This is a genomic window from Clostridium estertheticum (assembly GCF_018861295.1).
GTDB classification, from domain to species: Bacteria; Bacillota; Clostridia; order Clostridiales; family Clostridiaceae; genus Clostridium_AD; species Clostridium_AD estertheticum_D.
This window is the reverse complement of sequence record NZ_JAHLDM010000019.1, coordinates 90,738-105,448: the sequence shown is the minus strand read 5'-3', so window position 1 is coordinate 105,448 and position 14,711 is coordinate 90,738. Positions and strand designations below refer to the sequence as shown.

Genomic DNA, 14,711 nt, shown 5'->3' with positions numbered 1-14,711 from the left:
GTATAGACGGATTTTTAACTGAGGTTAAAGTAGATGAATTTAAAACATTAGTTTTGGGTATTGATGGTACTATAGTTGATATTTATTAAAAATTTAATTAAAGTGTAATATAGAATAAGGTAGAATTGCTTTAAATAGTAATTCTACCTTATTTATTCATATTATTACTTATAAGTTCAAAAAATAAAAAATATTGACATTTTTTTCGTCACATAAGATAATAAAATCGAGAGTCATAATAAAGGAGATGGTATAAGTGTTCAATTCGCTTAGAAAGAAGGTAACGGCAGGTTTTATGTCAGTAGCAATTATAAGTATGGTAACTATGTTTGCTTTAATTGCTGTAAACATGGGTAGCATGCTCAATGATCAGATCAAATCAGATAGTAAAATAATCATAGGACAAGCAAATATGAGTTTAGAAAAATCTAATTATAATATAACGGATACTCAGTCTTATATGGATGAAATATGTAAGGCACAACCTAGCATTACAAATTTTCAGTATATGGATTTAAATGGAAAGGTGGTTATAAATAGCGACAGGAGTCAAATAGGAAAATCAGGGAATGCAAAAGAATTAGAAGCACTTAAGGATGGGAATACTAAGGATTATATAAGTAAAGAATATGAAGGATCTACTACGGTTGTTCCAAAGTTGAAGGATGGTAAAATTATTGGGGTTTCATCAATTACAATTAATACTCAAGATTTAAAATATATTGCTCTTAATATTATAAAGAAAATAGGATTATTATTTGTAACAAGTTTAATTCTAATACTAATATTTGCATACTTTTTTTCTTCTAAGATTACAAAACCTATTAAAAATGTAGTTTCAGCATTAGAAACAATTTCGGAGGGTGATTTTACCGCTATTTTGAAAGTAGGATCTAAGGATGAAGTTGGTGTTTTAGCTAAAGCTATGAATAAAACTTTAGAAACACTTAGAGAGATGATTGGAAGTATAAAAAGTACCACGAGCGACTTAAATGGTGTTTCTCAGACTCTTTCTGCTTCTAGTGAAGAAGTTGCATCATCTAGCATGGAAATTACAAGGGCTGTAGGAGAGGTTGCTGATGGTGCTACAAAACAAAGTCAAAATCTTATTGAATCAGTTACATTGCTTGAAGAATTTACAAAAACATTTGATACTATAAATGAAAATGCTCAAATGGTTTCAGTAGGAAGTAGTAAAATTAAAGGGGCTGCGGATATTGGAGCGTTAAGAATAGAAGACCTTGTAAGCTCTGTGGAAGATATAAGACAGGGATTTAAATATGTTACGGAAAAACTTCTATTATTGAATGTCAGCGTAGAAAAAATTACAGCTATTACAGAGGTTATAAATAATGTTGCTGGACAAACTAATCTGCTCGCACTTAATGCTTCCATAGAAGCTGCTAGGGCTGGCGAATCAGGAAAGGGATTTGCGGTAGTTGCAGATGAGATAAGAAAACTTGCAGAACAAGTTTCATCTTCCTCAAATGGAATTATGGAACTTGTAAGCACAGTTACTAAGGATACAAAGGAAGTCTCAAGTAAAGCTAACCTCGTAACTGATAAAATTGAAGAGCAGGTTGTTACAGTGGAGAGTACAGTTGCTTCATTTAAGGATATATTGGATGAAGTTAAGCTTATAGATCCTCAAATTCAAAATGTAAATTATGCATTAGAATCTGCAGTTAAGTCTAAAAATTATGTGGTGGAAAAAGTAGAATCGGTAGCAAGTGTTTCAGAAGAAGTAGCAGCATCAGCTGAGGAAATTTCAGCTACGACGCAGCAGCAGACGGCTTTTTCAGAAGAGATGACTGCAACAGCAGAAACCCTTGCAGGTATGGCACAAAGTTTATCTGAAAGCGTAGAAAAATTTAAAATTTGAAAAATGAAGTGCAACTATTTCTAAGTTTTAACGTAGTTTAAAGTGGACAAGTATAAAGAATATTTATCAAATGATTTTTAATTATATGGTATAATTAGGAACAATTTAAATTACAAAGAATAGGAAAAGAACCTACTAGGAGGAATTTGGGATGATAAGTAATGATAATTTAATAGCAAGCAATAATATATTAGAAAAAGAGGCAGTAAACATAGTACTTCATCTTAATGAATATGACAAAGGGGTTATGTCAGACTTTCAGAAAGAACTTATAATGGAAGAGTTAAATGAATTACCACCACTTGAAGATGGACAAGTATGTATTAATGGTATATACACTTTTGATATGGAAGATAAAATTGAAGTTAGTGTTTATATAAGAAATGGATCATCTAAACAGATTAATTTCCATAAAGTACCATTACTTATTGTGAATAAAAACGATGATATACTTGCAAGCCAGACCATGGATATGAAGGATTTTGGTATATTGCCACCATTCTGCGCAAGACCATATAAGGTTTATTTTGATAAAATAAACCTACTTGTTGATCTTATTCCAAATGATGATTGGAAAATACAGTTTGAAAAATCTGTTAGCACAGTAAATACGGTAAAGTGTGAATTTGAAGGATTTCCAGGTGATGATCACCATGAGTTAGAAGGTACTTTTACAAAATTCTTAAACAAGTTACCTTTAATAAAGGCTGGGGATGTTAATATTGAAGTGTTTAAAACTTTAAGGTGTTTTGATGATTCTATTTCTATAGTTTTCATGATTCGTAATGGGTGCGATACAATTATGAAATTAGAAACATTACCAATAGTAATTAAGGATGAGGACGGAGAAATAGTGGCTAGTGGAGTATTTGATGTTGAAAATGTAAATGTAAATCCTCATAAGGCAAAAATTTATGATTTTACTATAACAGAAGATTATATTGTTAATAAGGATGCTGATATAAACAACTGTAAAGTATATTTCAGAATGTAGTATACGAGGAGGATAAGAAATGAAAATTGATAGAAAAAAACGTAATATAATAATTTCATTGCTTGTAATTATAGTAGTAATAGTATCTATAGTAGTATTACTTCATAAATCAAAAGTTGATAAAGATGCTGCTAGTATTAAAAAGAAAAGTTCTGCAGATACAGCAGAGCTAAAAAAGGATGATGTAAAAAAATCAAACCCTAATTCCACAACTTATAATTCTAAAACTGGTGTAGTAAAACCAGGGGGAAAAGAAGCAAGTGTAGCTAATAAGGATATTACAAATAAAGGTAAAGTTCAGACAGCTAAGCAAAAACAAACAATATTATTAATACAACAAAATGCTAAAATAGCAGCACAAGAAAAACCTTTAACAGCAGCACAAGTGAAAGATGAAAATACAAAAGTAAAAAGTAGTAAAGATGGACTTGTAGTATTTATTAAAGCTGCAAATTTTGGATCTACGGCGGAGATAATTAAGGATAATAAAAAATTTAGTAGTTATAAATATTATCAATTCTCTATTGGAAATAAGCATATATCAGCAATAGAGAGTATTTCAAAAAGTAAAACTACCCTGTTCCCAGTTCAAAATGCTGGAACCGAGGTGGTAGTAAAGTTTTTAGACCAAAATAAGAAGGTTATTAGGGAATTAAATATAAAATTAAGTGTCAGATAAAAAAATAATATAATAATAGGAGTGAATGATAATAATGGAAAATAAAATTAATAAAAAGACAATAGGTATAGTTGCAGTTATAGTAATTATACTAGCTATTTCAGGTATATTTTATGCGAAAAGTAAGTCGAGTAAAGTAGATCCATCAGCACCAATTACGGCAACTGTAAGAAAAGCTTCTTTTGGATGTGTAGTAAATGTAACTCTATCAGATGCAGGAAAGAAACAATACAAGGATGTTACAAAATACCAGATGTATTATAATGGAAAAGTTATAAACCCAATAGCAGTAATAGGTAAAGCTACTACAGCTTTTCCAATTAGAAAAGAAAATGATAAAGTGGTAGTTAAACTTCTAAAATCAGATAAGGTAGCTTACTCAGTAGATTTAAAACTAAAAAAGGGAGAAGCAGTTAAATAAAATTATAAAATAAAAGATAAGAGACAGTTTTAGAAACTATCTCTTATCTTTTATTTATACCAATATATAGGGGTCAACTATTTTGTGAAACGTTACTCGCTTTTCATAAAGCGCCTTTGCGCTTTTTCAAATCGTGCTTAAATAAAATTTATTCTATGCTAATTATCTGTAGTGGATCTGTAACAGTTGGTGTATCTGAAGAGGCATCACCAGCTGTAAAATTACTTTCTATACCAGTAGAACTTTTATAAGTTACACTAGGAAGTATGTTAGCATTTATAGTTACAGAGGTAGAATTATTAACCCATGTATTATCATAAGTTTTAACATATACATCACCGCCGGTTACTATTGCGCTGGAAATTTCGTTTTCATTTTTAGGATCATTAGCGTAGTCAAGTGAAAAAGCATGTGATCCAATTACTACAGTACCACCTGGCATTGCTGTAGTAGCTCCATAAGTTTTTGAAGCAGATATGGTGGATAGCGCAGCTATAAATAGCGCAACATATAAAATTTTTCTTCTTCTCATAAGTAGATTCCTCCTATTATTAAAAAGTTTTTATACACAAAATATGAAGTGTAAATAATGTGAATACTTATGTAAATTCACTACTCATATATAATACGAGTGGTGAACTGTTTTAGTTTCAAATTTTCAAAACATATCTTTCTTATTTAAGATATAAATAGAAGAAATAACTAGAAGAACAATAAATGTAAATACGTACCAGAAACCACTGGTGTTGTTGCCATAGGGTATTCCGCCTACATTCATACCGAATAGTCCGGAAACTAAATTTGGTATAGCCATAACTATTGTAATGGCAGCAAGAAATTTCATCACAATATTTAGTTTATTTGAAATAACAGAAGAGTAGGCATCCATGGTGCCTTTTAAAATATCAGTATATGTCGAACACATTTCTATAGCTTGCTTGTTTTCAATAATAACATCCTCGAGTACATCTTTATCTTCTTCATATTGCTGAAGAATATCTAGCTTAAGCATTTTTTCTAAGGTGATTTCATTTCCTTTTAATGAAGTAGAGAAATAAACAAGTGATTTCTCTAGGGCCAATAATTGAAGAAGTTCTTTATTTCTTAAGGATTTATGTAGTTGTTTTTCCACTATGTAACTTTTTTTATCAATTTGCCTTAGGTATATTAAATAGTATTTTGCAATTCTATATAGGACTTGAAGCATAAATCTTTGACGCTTATATGTGAAAAAGGAACTAATTTTTCCATCGCCAAAATCTGATAATACTTTACTGTTTTTTAAACAAACCGTAATTATTACTTTGTCTGTTTGGATAACAGCTATAGGGTAAGTATCGTAGGTCAATGAATTATCGTCGATATCAGTAAAGGGAATATCTAATATAATTAACGTACAATCTTCTATATCAATACGGGAGGTTTCTTCTTCATCTAAAGCAGCCCTTAAAAAATCCATAGGTGCATTAGTGTTTTTTGAAACAAATATTAATTCTTCCTCTGATGGATCTATCATATTAATCCAACAACCCGGTTCTATATTTTCAAGTTTTGTAAGTTGTTTATTTTCTGAACTGCTATATATTGAAAGCACTACAACACCTCCTAGTGTAAATACATTTATATTATAGTCTATAAAAGCAAATACATACAAGCAGCAATTAAACAATACTTTTTATGTCGTTATAAATCTTAGTTGACAAGGAAGCTTGAATAATTGATAATGGTATATGGAAAGTTATACACATAAATTAGTGAAGTTAGAATGAATTATTATTGAAGGGGGTGGGGAAGCTGGCTATGTACCCATTATTTATGATTGCTTTAGCTCTATCTTTAGATGCTTTTGGAGTAGCTTTATGCATAGGATTAAACAATCAAACTAAATTTAAAAATAAGGTAGGTTTTACAATATCTTTTGCTTTATTTCAATTTTTATTATCGTATATTGGAGCTTATGCGGGGTTTCTTTTTAATACATATGTAGCTTCAATGCCAACTATTATTGGTGGTATAATTATAGCGTTAGTTGGAGTTGTTATGATTAAAGAAGGAATTGATAATCAAGGTAAGTGTCCACTGCTTAAACCTAAGATGTATCTTATTTTAGGGGTTTCTGTAAGTATAGATGCGATGGTGGTAGGATTTACAGTATTAAATGATATAACAAAGGTTATATTATTACAAGATACATTAATAATTGGAGCAGTAACTTTTATAATGGTAATAATAGCCTTTATAATTTCCAAATATCTAAAAAAAATAGATATTATAGGAAAATATGCAGACTATATTGGAGGAATTATCTTAGTGTTTTTTGGACTAAAAATGATGTTTTTTTAATTAAATTTCACAAGGAAGGATGATAAATATGTTAGAAAAATTAAAAGAGTTAAATTCATTTAAAGCATTTAAATATTTCAAAGAGATGAACCAGGTTCCAAGAGGTTCTGGTAACGAAAAGGGAGTAAGTGATTTTCTAGTAAACTTTGCAAAAGAACATAATTTGAAAGTTACTCAGGATGCTTCATTAAATATAATTATTAAGAAACCAGGAACGCCAGGATATGAAAATGCGCCAAAGATAATAATTCAAGGGCATATGGATATGGTCTGTGAAAAAGAACTTCATTCAAAACATGATTTCTTAAAGGATCCTATTGAGTTTATTGTAGAAGGCGATTTTTTACATGCTAATGGTACTACACTTGGAGCTGACGATGGTATTGCAGTAGCAATGAGTCTTGCAGTTCTAGATTCTACAGATATTCCTCATCCGCCAATCGAGTTATTAGTAACAACAGGTGAAGAGGTAGGTATGGTTGGAGCCGAGGCTCTAGACCCTAAGGACTTAGAGGGAAGAGTATTAATTAATATAGATTCCGAAGAAGAAGGAAAACTTTTAGTAAGTTGCGCTGGTGGAGTAAGGGAAAAAATAAAACTTCCTATAATTTGGGAAAAGTCGGATAAAAGCTTTGTAAATTGTCTTATAAAACTAAGGGATTTAAAGGGCGGTCACTCTGGAATGGAAATAGATAAAGAAAGAGGTAACGCTAATAAAATCATGGGACGTTTTTTAATAGATTTAAAATCAGCTATAGATTTTAAAATAAATTCTATAAGTGGAGGAGCTAAAAATAACGCAATTCCTCGTAGTGCTGATGCTGTTATATTATTTAGAGAAGATGATCAAATAATAGTTAATCAGAAATTAGATTTGTGGAATTCTATATTTAAGAATGAATTAAATACTATTGATCCAGAGGTTAATTTATCTATTGAAATATTAGATGATAGTTCACGTAAAATATTTTCAGAGGAGACTGCTACAAAAGCACTTCAGGTACTTTTCTTAATTCCGAATGGAGTTAAAAGCATGAGCCAGGATATTAAAGGTTTAGTACAAAGCTCAACAAATATAGGAGTTCTTACAACAGAGGATGATTATTTAGTATTTGATTCTGCAATAAGGAGCTCAGTTGCATCTTTAAAGAAATTAATATGTGATGAAACTATAGTGATTGCAGAAATGGTGGGAGCGACTATTGAATTTGAATCTGATTATCCAGAGTGGCAATATGATCCTAGCTCTAAGATAAAAACAGTATTTGAAAATGTATATAATGATTTATTTGGTAAAAAACCTGAAATAGCAGCTATACATGCAGGTCTTGAGTGTGGATTATTTAGTAAAAAGTTTGATGGTAACATTGATCAAATATCTTTTGGACCTAATATGTATGATGTACACACATCAAAGGAACACCTAAGTATCTCATCAACAGATAGAATGTGGAATTACTTATTAGCAGTATTAAAAGAAATAAAATAATGTAGTAAGGTGATGTAGATGAACGTAATTTCATACTTAAAAGATAATAATATTAGGGTTACTAAAGCAAGAAAAAGTATACTTGAAATTATACTCGAAAGCTCAGATGCAATTAACGCAAATGTTATATATGATTTACTTAAAAAAGAAGACATTAAAATAGATTTATCAACGGTATATAGAACCTTAGATTTGCTAGAGAGTAAAAAAATTGTTAATAAATTTGATTTGGGAAACAATATGTATAACTATATTATAAATAATAATTCACATAAACATATAATAGAGTGTGATTTATGTCATAAGAAAATGGTTATAGATTGTCCTATACCTCAAATAGAAGAGCAAATAAAGGCTAAGACAGGAATAACACTTACAGAAAGTCATGTTTATTTAAAAGGCATTTGTAAGGACTGCAAAAAATAAGAGAGGGTGGGTTTTATGCAATTTTCTTCATTGGTATTAATGGAAGTAGATAAGGAAACTAATCAATTTGTTCGTGAGATTGGAAGTTATGAAACATCGCAGGGAGCAGAGTTTGTAACAAAACTAAATTACTGCGGAGATTTAATTAATTTAACTTTTGATACGCATGATGATGTGGAAGAATGGCAATTTTCAGCAATTTATGATTGTTTTAATGAAGATGTATTTAGGTCTAAAGGATATATTATTGAGCCTATAGATGATGAGTATAACCCAACATGGCTAGTTAAGTTCAAATATTCTGATGAGCATATGGTGGTTCGCGAATCGTTAATTGAAATATGTGAGCTAATAAAGCAAGAACTTAGAGAAGTTTTTATAAGGATCAAAGGAAAAGAAGAAGAATACAAATAGAGTCATCGCTAACTTTTCGATGATTCGCCAAAATAACTTAGATACTTAAGCGGAAAGTTTAATCATTCCCTGCGAAGCTGTATTTCCGCAAGCTATGATTAAAAAACAATTAGAGGTGACCATGAGACTTGAGTTTATTAATAGGGTAAAGGTAAATGAAATATTAGGCAAAAATATAGTAACCAATGATGGAAGTATACTTTTAAGATCTGGGGTTAAATTGAACAAAAGATATATTGTTAAACTTAAAAAGTTAGGCGTTTTTTATATTTATGTAGAAGATTCAAGGCTAGATGATGTATCTATAGAAGATGAGAGACTAAGTAGTTTAAAAAAATTAACTATGAAAAATATGTCTACCATAATGAAAAATGTAACTGAAGGGGATACAAAAGGAACTAAAAATTCATTATTGGTTGTGGAAGACTTAGTTAATTATATTATTGAAATGGGTGATGTTAATAAAAGTTTGTACGATATTCAAACCTTTGATAACTATACCTATCTTCACTCTATAGATACTGGAATTATGGCGATTTTTCTTGGTATTACAATGAATCTTTCGCAAGGTGAATTGAAAGAATTAAGCATTGGTGCAATTCTTCATGATATTGGTAAGACTAAAATAAATAAAAATATTATAACGAAACCTGGAAAACTAACAAAGGAAGAGTTTGAAGAAATAAAAAATCATCCTATATACGGGAAAGAAATATTGGAGAAGAATTTTAGTATGACAAATAGGGTTTTAAAAGCAGTGGAACACCACCATGAGAGAGTTGATGGTAATGGATATCCTTATGGACTTACTCAAAATCAAATTTCTAAATATGCAAAGATAATTGGTATTTGTGATGTTTATGATTCTGTAAGTAATGATAGATGTTACAGAAAAAAATTCAATCCTAGTGATGCTTATGAGCTAATACTTGCAGGCGCTGGAAATGCATTTGATGAAGAAGTAGTAAAAAATTTTAAAAAAACTTTTTCAGTGTTTCCATTAGGAGTTTGTTTAAAGTTATCAAATGGTGTTGAAGGATATGTAATTAAACAAAATAAAAATTTTCCAGATAGGCCTATATTAAGGGTACTATATGAGAGTGAAACACGGCTTCCTATTAAATTTTATGAAATAGATTTGCTTAAGCATCATAATGTTATTGTGAAATCAATAATGTGAAAATATCTATTTGATTAGGAGAATAATATGTTAGAAAAAAATATAAAGATCATTATAAATGGTATGACAACGCAGCACGGATATTTATTAGAGGATATAAAAAGTAAAAATAATAATTCAAAGCTATGGACTGTGAGTAAGAATATAAGCGGTTTTGATTACCGGATAATATTTACGACTCCTAGAAGCTTAAATCAATTAACACAATATGATATTCCAGCAGATAAAAATAATATATATATACTGCTATCTGATGGTGAATTAAGTAGTGATGAATCTGGTAAAATCCTTGAAACAAATAATTTATTAGAAAAACCATTAATAAAGGTTAATGTATCAGAAAAAAAAGTGAATTATTCTCAAAATGTAAAGTTAGAGGTGGTAAATGACTTAGTTTCAGTTATGAATAATAACAATTTACGCAGTAGGCCTGAGAAAGTAAATCTACAAGACAAACCTTGGATTACTATAATAATTATAGCTATAAACGTTATAATGTATGGTATTACTGCATACCTGAGTTATATGACAAATGGTAGCATTTTAAATAGTGATACTAATGTTCTAGTTTTACTTGGTGCAAAGGTTAATGATTTAATAAATCAAGGGCAGTATTATAGGCTTGTTACTTGTATGTTTTTACATGGTGGGATTGTACATGTAGCGGTTAATATGTATTCACTTTATGCTATAGGACCAATGGTTGAGAGCGTTTATGGAAAAGCAAAATATCTTGTTATTTATTTTATTTCTGGAATATGTGCATCTATATTTAGTTATATATTTTCAACAAGTGTTTCGATTGGTGCCTCCGGTGCAATTTTTGGATTACTTGGGGCGGTACTTGTTTTTGCAATTACATCTAAAGAAAAGACTGGAAGTGCTTTTATAAAAAATATTTTATCCGTTATATTTATAAATATATTTATAGGAGCTACGATGCCGGGTATTGATAATTTTGCTCATGTAGGTGGACTTATTGGAGGAATGCTTGTAGCATTTCTTATGAATTTTGGAACGAAAGAGTAATAAGATGAATTTCTCCTGCGTGTCACCAAATAAGAAAGGGTACCCTATGAATTTCTCCTGCATAGCACCAAATAAGAGTTTGAAACGTGAAATTCCATTAAGAAATTCTAATCTTTTGTAATTATAAAATCCTCTATCACTCACATTCGGCGTGCAACGCCGGTTCGCTAGCCTTCCTTCCAGTCAGGCTCACGAGAATTTTATATTTGCAAAAGAAGAATTTTAAATGGAATTTCAATGTTTCTGCACTTCTTATTTGGTACCATTTCCGGAGAAATTCATACCGATATTGTTTCAGCATTGGTTGTGCGACACCGGTTCGTGAGCCTGACTTTCAGTCAGGATCACGAGAGCCTTATATTTGTAAAAGAAGAATTTTAAATGGAATTTCAATTGTTTCTGCCCTTCTTATTTGGAGTCACTTCCGGAGAAATTCATACCGATATTGTTTCAGCATTGGTTGTGCAACGTCGGTTCGCTAGCCTGACTTCCAGTCAGGCTTACGAGAATTTTATAATTACAAAAGAAGAATTTTAAATGGAATTTCAATGTTTCTGCACTTCTTATTTGGTACCATTTCCGGAGAAATTCATACGGGTATTGTTTCAGCATTGGTTCGTTAACCTGACTTTTAGGCAGGTTAACGAGAGCCTTATATTTGTCAAAGAAGGATTTTGAAATTTAATAGGCACATTCAAATTAATAAGAAGCATGTTTTGCTCCTTATATGTTTGAATGTGCCTTAAAATTTGTGACTTTTTATGCAATCTCATGAATGTTTTCGTCTTCGATTTTAACGGTATTATCAATAATACTAATTAAATCTTCATGATCTATAGTTTCTTTTTTAATTAATAAACTGGTTATAGACGTTAGAGATTCTTTTTCAGCTGTTAGAATATTTATAACTTCATCATATAACTGCGAAATCAAATTTTTACATTCTAAGAATACATCGTCTTGATTTGTAAAACCTGATTCTTTTAATTTGGCCATTGTAAGTAGACCTAAGGATTCACCCATTCCGTATTCTGTTATCATGTTTGTTATAAGCTGAGTACTCCTCTGCAAATCGCTATATGCACCAGTGGTTACATGATCCCTACCGAAAATAATCTCTTCAGCAGCTCTGCCACCGAGTAGTACCATTATTTTTTTCTTTATATAATCTTTGTTTTGATATAGTTTATCTTCGGGAATACTTAAAGTATAACCGCCGGCACCTTTGGTAGTTGGAATTATAGTTACTTTAGATACCTTGTCTTTTGGTAACATCTTAAGTGAAATTAAAGCATGTCCCGCTTCATGAAATGCAGTTATTTTTCTATCATCATCTTTAATATAATCTCTATCAACTTTTTCATAACCTGCTAGCATTATTGAATAAGCTTTATCTAAATGTTCATTTTCAATAAATGTAGAATTGTCTTTACAAGCAATGATGGCTGCTTCATTAGTTAAATTTTCTAACTTTGCACCTGAGAAATATGAAGTTTTATGTGCCCATTCGCTGTAGTCTATATCCTTAATAGGTTTGTTTTTAAGATGAAGTTTTAAAATTTTCTCTCTTGCAGATACATCAGGAAGAGTTACTTCAATATGTCTATCAAAACGACCTGGACGAAGTAGTGCTTCATCAAGCATATCAAGCCTATTAGTTGCTGCAATTATAATTATGCCCTCTGTCTCATTAAAACCAGACATTTCAGTTAGTAGAGCGTTAAGTGTCTGATCTTTCTCATCAGAACCACCACCAGTTCCATTATCTCTTTTTTTGCCAATAGCATCAATCTCATCAATAAAGATAACTGCTCTTCCATGACTTCTTGCTTTCTTAAATAAGCTTCTGATTCTTCCAGCACCAACCCCTACATATATCTGAACAAAATCAGAACCAGAAACTGCGTAGAAAGGTACATTTGCCTCTCCAGCTACTGCTTTTGCAAGAAGTGTTTTACCTGTACCTGGATCTCCATATAAAATTACACCTCTTGGCATTCTAGCCCCATAAGCAGAATACTTCTCGGGGTTTTTAAGAAAATCAACTACATCTTGTACACTATCTTTAGCTTCTTCATTACCGGCTACATTTTCAAAGTTAAAACCAATATCCGCAACAGCTGTAACATCAAGGTTGCTAGCCGAGAACATGCCTTTTGTTTTTCTTCTTGCAGGTTTAAAGCTCATACAGCCTAGTACTATAAGAGAAATTATAAAACATGATATTGATGCAACTTCTAGTGGACTAGTTAAAGCTTGCTCTGAAACATTTATACCATCTTTAAGCAATCCTTCTTTAAAATTGTTAGTTCTTGGATTATCAGTTTCATAAATAGTTCCATCTTTAAGTTTAACCTGAATTTTAGGAGAGGTTGTTACGTATACTGTGGAAATAGTATTTGATGAAGCATCTTTAAGAAAATTAGTATATAGTTTATTTGAAGATACTTTAAAGGTATTACTTACAAAAATGAGGAATACTAATGATAAAACAGCAGTAATAATAGGAAGTAAAATATACTTATTTTTGATTTTATTCATATGATAGAAGCAAGAATTCCACTGTACTTTAATTAGTTGTGGAAACCGCTTCATTCACCATCCTTTCTCGCATACCAAATTTATTTGTTATACCAATATATATCTTATTTTAATTTGTGAAACATGCATAATACGTCGAATTGTGCTGTGAAATATCAACTTGTAAGAGTTATTATAATATTATTCTTAGGCCTTGTCCACCGAACCTAATAGAATATGGAAATGTAAATATTGTAAAAAAAGAATAAATGATTTTATCATTTATTGTATACTTTATTTATGATAGAATTAAAAGGGTATTTTATAATACCTAGAAACTTAAATTATGAAGCAGCTTTTAAAAAGGAGAACATAAAGAATGGGTAAAAAAGTTTATGCTATAAAGGAAGGATTTAATTCTAATACTAATGAAAAAATAGAAAACATAATAGTTGGTACTTGGGCAGAGTGCTTAAAATACGTAAAAGGAGTAAAAGGTGCTAAATATAAGAGCTTTGAGGATAGAAATGAAGCTGAAAAGTTTTTAAATGGTGCCCCTATTATTTTAGATAAGATAGATAATAATTATCCAAAGGATATCCTTCATATTTATGTGGATGGAAGTTATAATTCACAAACTATGGAGTATTCTTATGGAGTGGTAGCAGTGAAGGATGACATAGTTGTACATATAGAGAGCGGCAAAGGTAAGAGTGATTCTAATAAAAATATAAGACAAATTGCAGGGGAACTAGAAGGTGCAGTAAAAGGATGTCAGTATGCGCAAAGCCTAGGAGAAAAGAAAGTAGTAATATTTCATGATTATATAGGGATTTGTTATCATGCTACGGGGTTCTGGGATAGGAAAGAGGAATCATCAAAGGAATATTATAGGAAAATGCAAGAAATTATGAAGAGTGGGATAGAGGTTATATTTGTTAAAGTAGATAGTCATACAGGAGATTTGTTTAATGAACTTGTGGACGAAAAATGCAAGGAGCGCCTAGGAATAAAATCAGACAAGGTTGTGGAAAAATGGTTACTTAAAAATCCTATATATGTAGCAAGCGAGAAGGTAAAGGGTGAAATTTCTTCAATAGCATCAAAGGGAAAGTCTAATATAATAGTTAAAGAGACTAATAGTATCAAGGATTCTAATATTAAACTAAAATGTAATAAAGAGAAAAATAAAACATATTCATTTAGTGAGATTGTTGATGAGTATAAAACTAATCATGGAGACATAGAGAGGTTAGTTTTGAACCTAAGTAGTGATGAAAAAACAAATTTTATTACTTATCTGTTAAAAGCGAATAGTATAAAGTAATATAAAT

14 protein-coding genes are annotated in these 14,711 nt (G+C 30.6%); 11 read left to right on the top strand and 3 right to left on the bottom strand.

Going from position 1 to position 14,711, the window contains the following annotated elements; all coding sequences use genetic code 11:
- Positions 1–256 precede the first annotated feature (256 nt).
- The 4 genes from KPL54_RS17475 to KPL54_RS17460 all read left to right on the top strand — a co-directional run bounded on the left by KPL54_RS17475 (position 257) and on the right by KPL54_RS17460 (position 3,976).
- Positions 257–1,882, top strand: a complete 1,626-nt coding sequence (locus KPL54_RS17475) for a methyl-accepting chemotaxis protein (RefSeq protein WP_216107783.1) — start codon at positions 257–259, stop codon at positions 1,880–1,882.
- 151 nt (positions 1,883–2,033) lie between these two features.
- On the top strand, positions 2,034–2,876 hold the full coding sequence (locus tag KPL54_RS17470) for an SLAP domain-containing protein (RefSeq protein WP_216107782.1): 843 nt from the start codon (positions 2,034–2,036) through the stop codon (positions 2,874–2,876).
- A gap of 19 nt (positions 2,877–2,895) precedes the next feature.
- Complete coding sequence (locus KPL54_RS17465) at positions 2,896–3,555, top strand: hypothetical protein (RefSeq protein WP_216107781.1); 660 nt, start codon at positions 2,896–2,898, stop codon at positions 3,553–3,555.
- A 34-nt stretch (positions 3,556–3,589) separates the two neighbouring features.
- On the top strand, positions 3,590–3,976 hold the full coding sequence (locus KPL54_RS17460) for a hypothetical protein (protein ID WP_216107780.1): 387 nt from the start codon (positions 3,590–3,592) through the stop codon (positions 3,974–3,976).
- 148 nt (positions 3,977–4,124) lie between these two features.
- Here the strand turns inward: KPL54_RS17460 and KPL54_RS17455 are convergent, their stop codons facing one another.
- Complete coding sequence (locus KPL54_RS17455; RefSeq protein ID WP_216107779.1) at positions 4,125–4,508, bottom strand: hypothetical protein; 384 nt, start codon at positions 4,506–4,508, stop codon at positions 4,125–4,127.
- Between the two features lie 126 nt (positions 4,509–4,634).
- Positions 4,635–5,570: a magnesium transporter CorA family protein gene (locus KPL54_RS17450; protein WP_216107778.1), complete on the bottom strand. Its 936-nt coding sequence runs from the start codon at positions 5,568–5,570 to the stop codon at positions 4,635–4,637.
- A gap of 200 nt (positions 5,571–5,770) precedes the next feature.
- Between KPL54_RS17450 and KPL54_RS17445 the strand changes: the two genes are divergently transcribed.
- The 6 genes from KPL54_RS17445 (at position 5,771) to KPL54_RS17420 (ending at position 10,857) form a co-directional block, all read left to right on the top strand.
- Positions 5,771–6,319 (top strand): manganese efflux pump MntP, encoded by a 549-nt coding sequence (locus KPL54_RS17445; protein ID WP_216107790.1) that lies wholly within the window; start codon positions 5,771–5,773, stop codon positions 6,317–6,319.
- A gap of 28 nt (positions 6,320–6,347) precedes the next feature.
- Positions 6,348–7,808, top strand: coding sequence for an aminoacyl-histidine dipeptidase (locus KPL54_RS17440; RefSeq protein ID WP_216107777.1), 1,461 nt, complete (start codon positions 6,348–6,350; stop codon positions 7,806–7,808).
- A gap of 18 nt (positions 7,809–7,826) precedes the next feature.
- On the top strand, positions 7,827–8,234 hold the full coding sequence (locus KPL54_RS17435; protein WP_216107776.1) for a Fur family transcriptional regulator: 408 nt from the start codon (positions 7,827–7,829) through the stop codon (positions 8,232–8,234).
- A 15-nt stretch (positions 8,235–8,249) separates the two neighbouring features.
- The gene (locus KPL54_RS17430; protein ID WP_216107775.1) at positions 8,250–8,648 is read left to right on the top strand and encodes a DUF6762 family protein; all 399 of its coding nucleotides are present in this window, start codon (positions 8,250–8,252) and stop codon (positions 8,646–8,648) included.
- A gap of 121 nt (positions 8,649–8,769) precedes the next feature.
- On the top strand, positions 8,770–9,828 hold the full coding sequence (locus tag KPL54_RS17425; protein WP_216107774.1) for an HD-GYP domain-containing protein: 1,059 nt from the start codon (positions 8,770–8,772) through the stop codon (positions 9,826–9,828).
- 27 nt (positions 9,829–9,855) lie between these two features.
- The gene (locus KPL54_RS17420) at positions 9,856–10,857 is read left to right on the top strand and encodes a rhomboid family intramembrane serine protease (RefSeq protein ID WP_216107773.1); all 1,002 of its coding nucleotides are present in this window, start codon (positions 9,856–9,858) and stop codon (positions 10,855–10,857) included.
- 759 nt (positions 10,858–11,616) lie between these two features.
- Here KPL54_RS17420 and KPL54_RS17415 read toward each other — a convergent pair.
- Entirely contained in the window at positions 11,617–13,398 is a 1,782-nt protein-coding gene (locus tag KPL54_RS17415) for an ATP-dependent metallopeptidase FtsH/Yme1/Tma family protein (RefSeq protein ID WP_216107789.1), read from the bottom strand.
- A gap of 358 nt (positions 13,399–13,756) precedes the next feature.
- Here KPL54_RS17415 and KPL54_RS17410 point away from each other — a divergent pair, with 358 nt between their 5' ends.
- Positions 13,757–14,704 carry a ribonuclease H1 domain-containing protein gene (locus KPL54_RS17410; protein WP_216107772.1) on the top strand — a complete coding sequence of 316 codons (948 nt, stop codon included), beginning with the start codon at positions 13,757–13,759 and terminating at the stop codon, positions 14,702–14,704.
- Positions 14,705–14,711 lie beyond the last annotated feature (7 nt).

Coding starts and splice junctions, on each gene's coding strand:
- KPL54_RS17470 (WP_216107782.1), top strand. CDS start 2,034: ATGATAAGTAATGATAATTTAATAGCAAGCAATAATATATTAGAAAAA.
- KPL54_RS17465 (WP_216107781.1), top strand. CDS start 2,896: ATGAAAATTGATAGAAAAAAACGTAATATAATAATTTCATTGCTTGTA.
- KPL54_RS17460 (WP_216107780.1), top strand. CDS start 3,590: ATGGAAAATAAAATTAATAAAAAGACAATAGGTATAGTTGCAGTTATA.
- KPL54_RS17455 (WP_216107779.1), bottom strand. CDS start 4,508: ATGAGAAGAAGAAAAATTTTATATGTTGCGCTATTTATAGCTGCGCTA.
- KPL54_RS17440 (WP_216107777.1), top strand. CDS start 6,348: ATGTTAGAAAAATTAAAAGAGTTAAATTCATTTAAAGCATTTAAATAT.
- KPL54_RS17435 (WP_216107776.1), top strand. CDS start 7,827: ATGAACGTAATTTCATACTTAAAAGATAATAATATTAGGGTTACTAAA.
- KPL54_RS17430 (WP_216107775.1), top strand. CDS start 8,250: ATGCAATTTTCTTCATTGGTATTAATGGAAGTAGATAAGGAAACTAAT.
- KPL54_RS17425 (WP_216107774.1), top strand. CDS start 8,770: ATGAGACTTGAGTTTATTAATAGGGTAAAGGTAAATGAAATATTAGGC.
- KPL54_RS17420 (WP_216107773.1), top strand. CDS start 9,856: ATGTTAGAAAAAAATATAAAGATCATTATAAATGGTATGACAACGCAG.
- KPL54_RS17415 (WP_216107789.1), bottom strand. CDS start 13,398: ATGAATAAAATCAAAAATAAGTATATTTTACTTCCTATTATTACTGCT.
- KPL54_RS17410 (WP_216107772.1), top strand. CDS start 13,757: ATGGGTAAAAAAGTTTATGCTATAAAGGAAGGATTTAATTCTAATACT.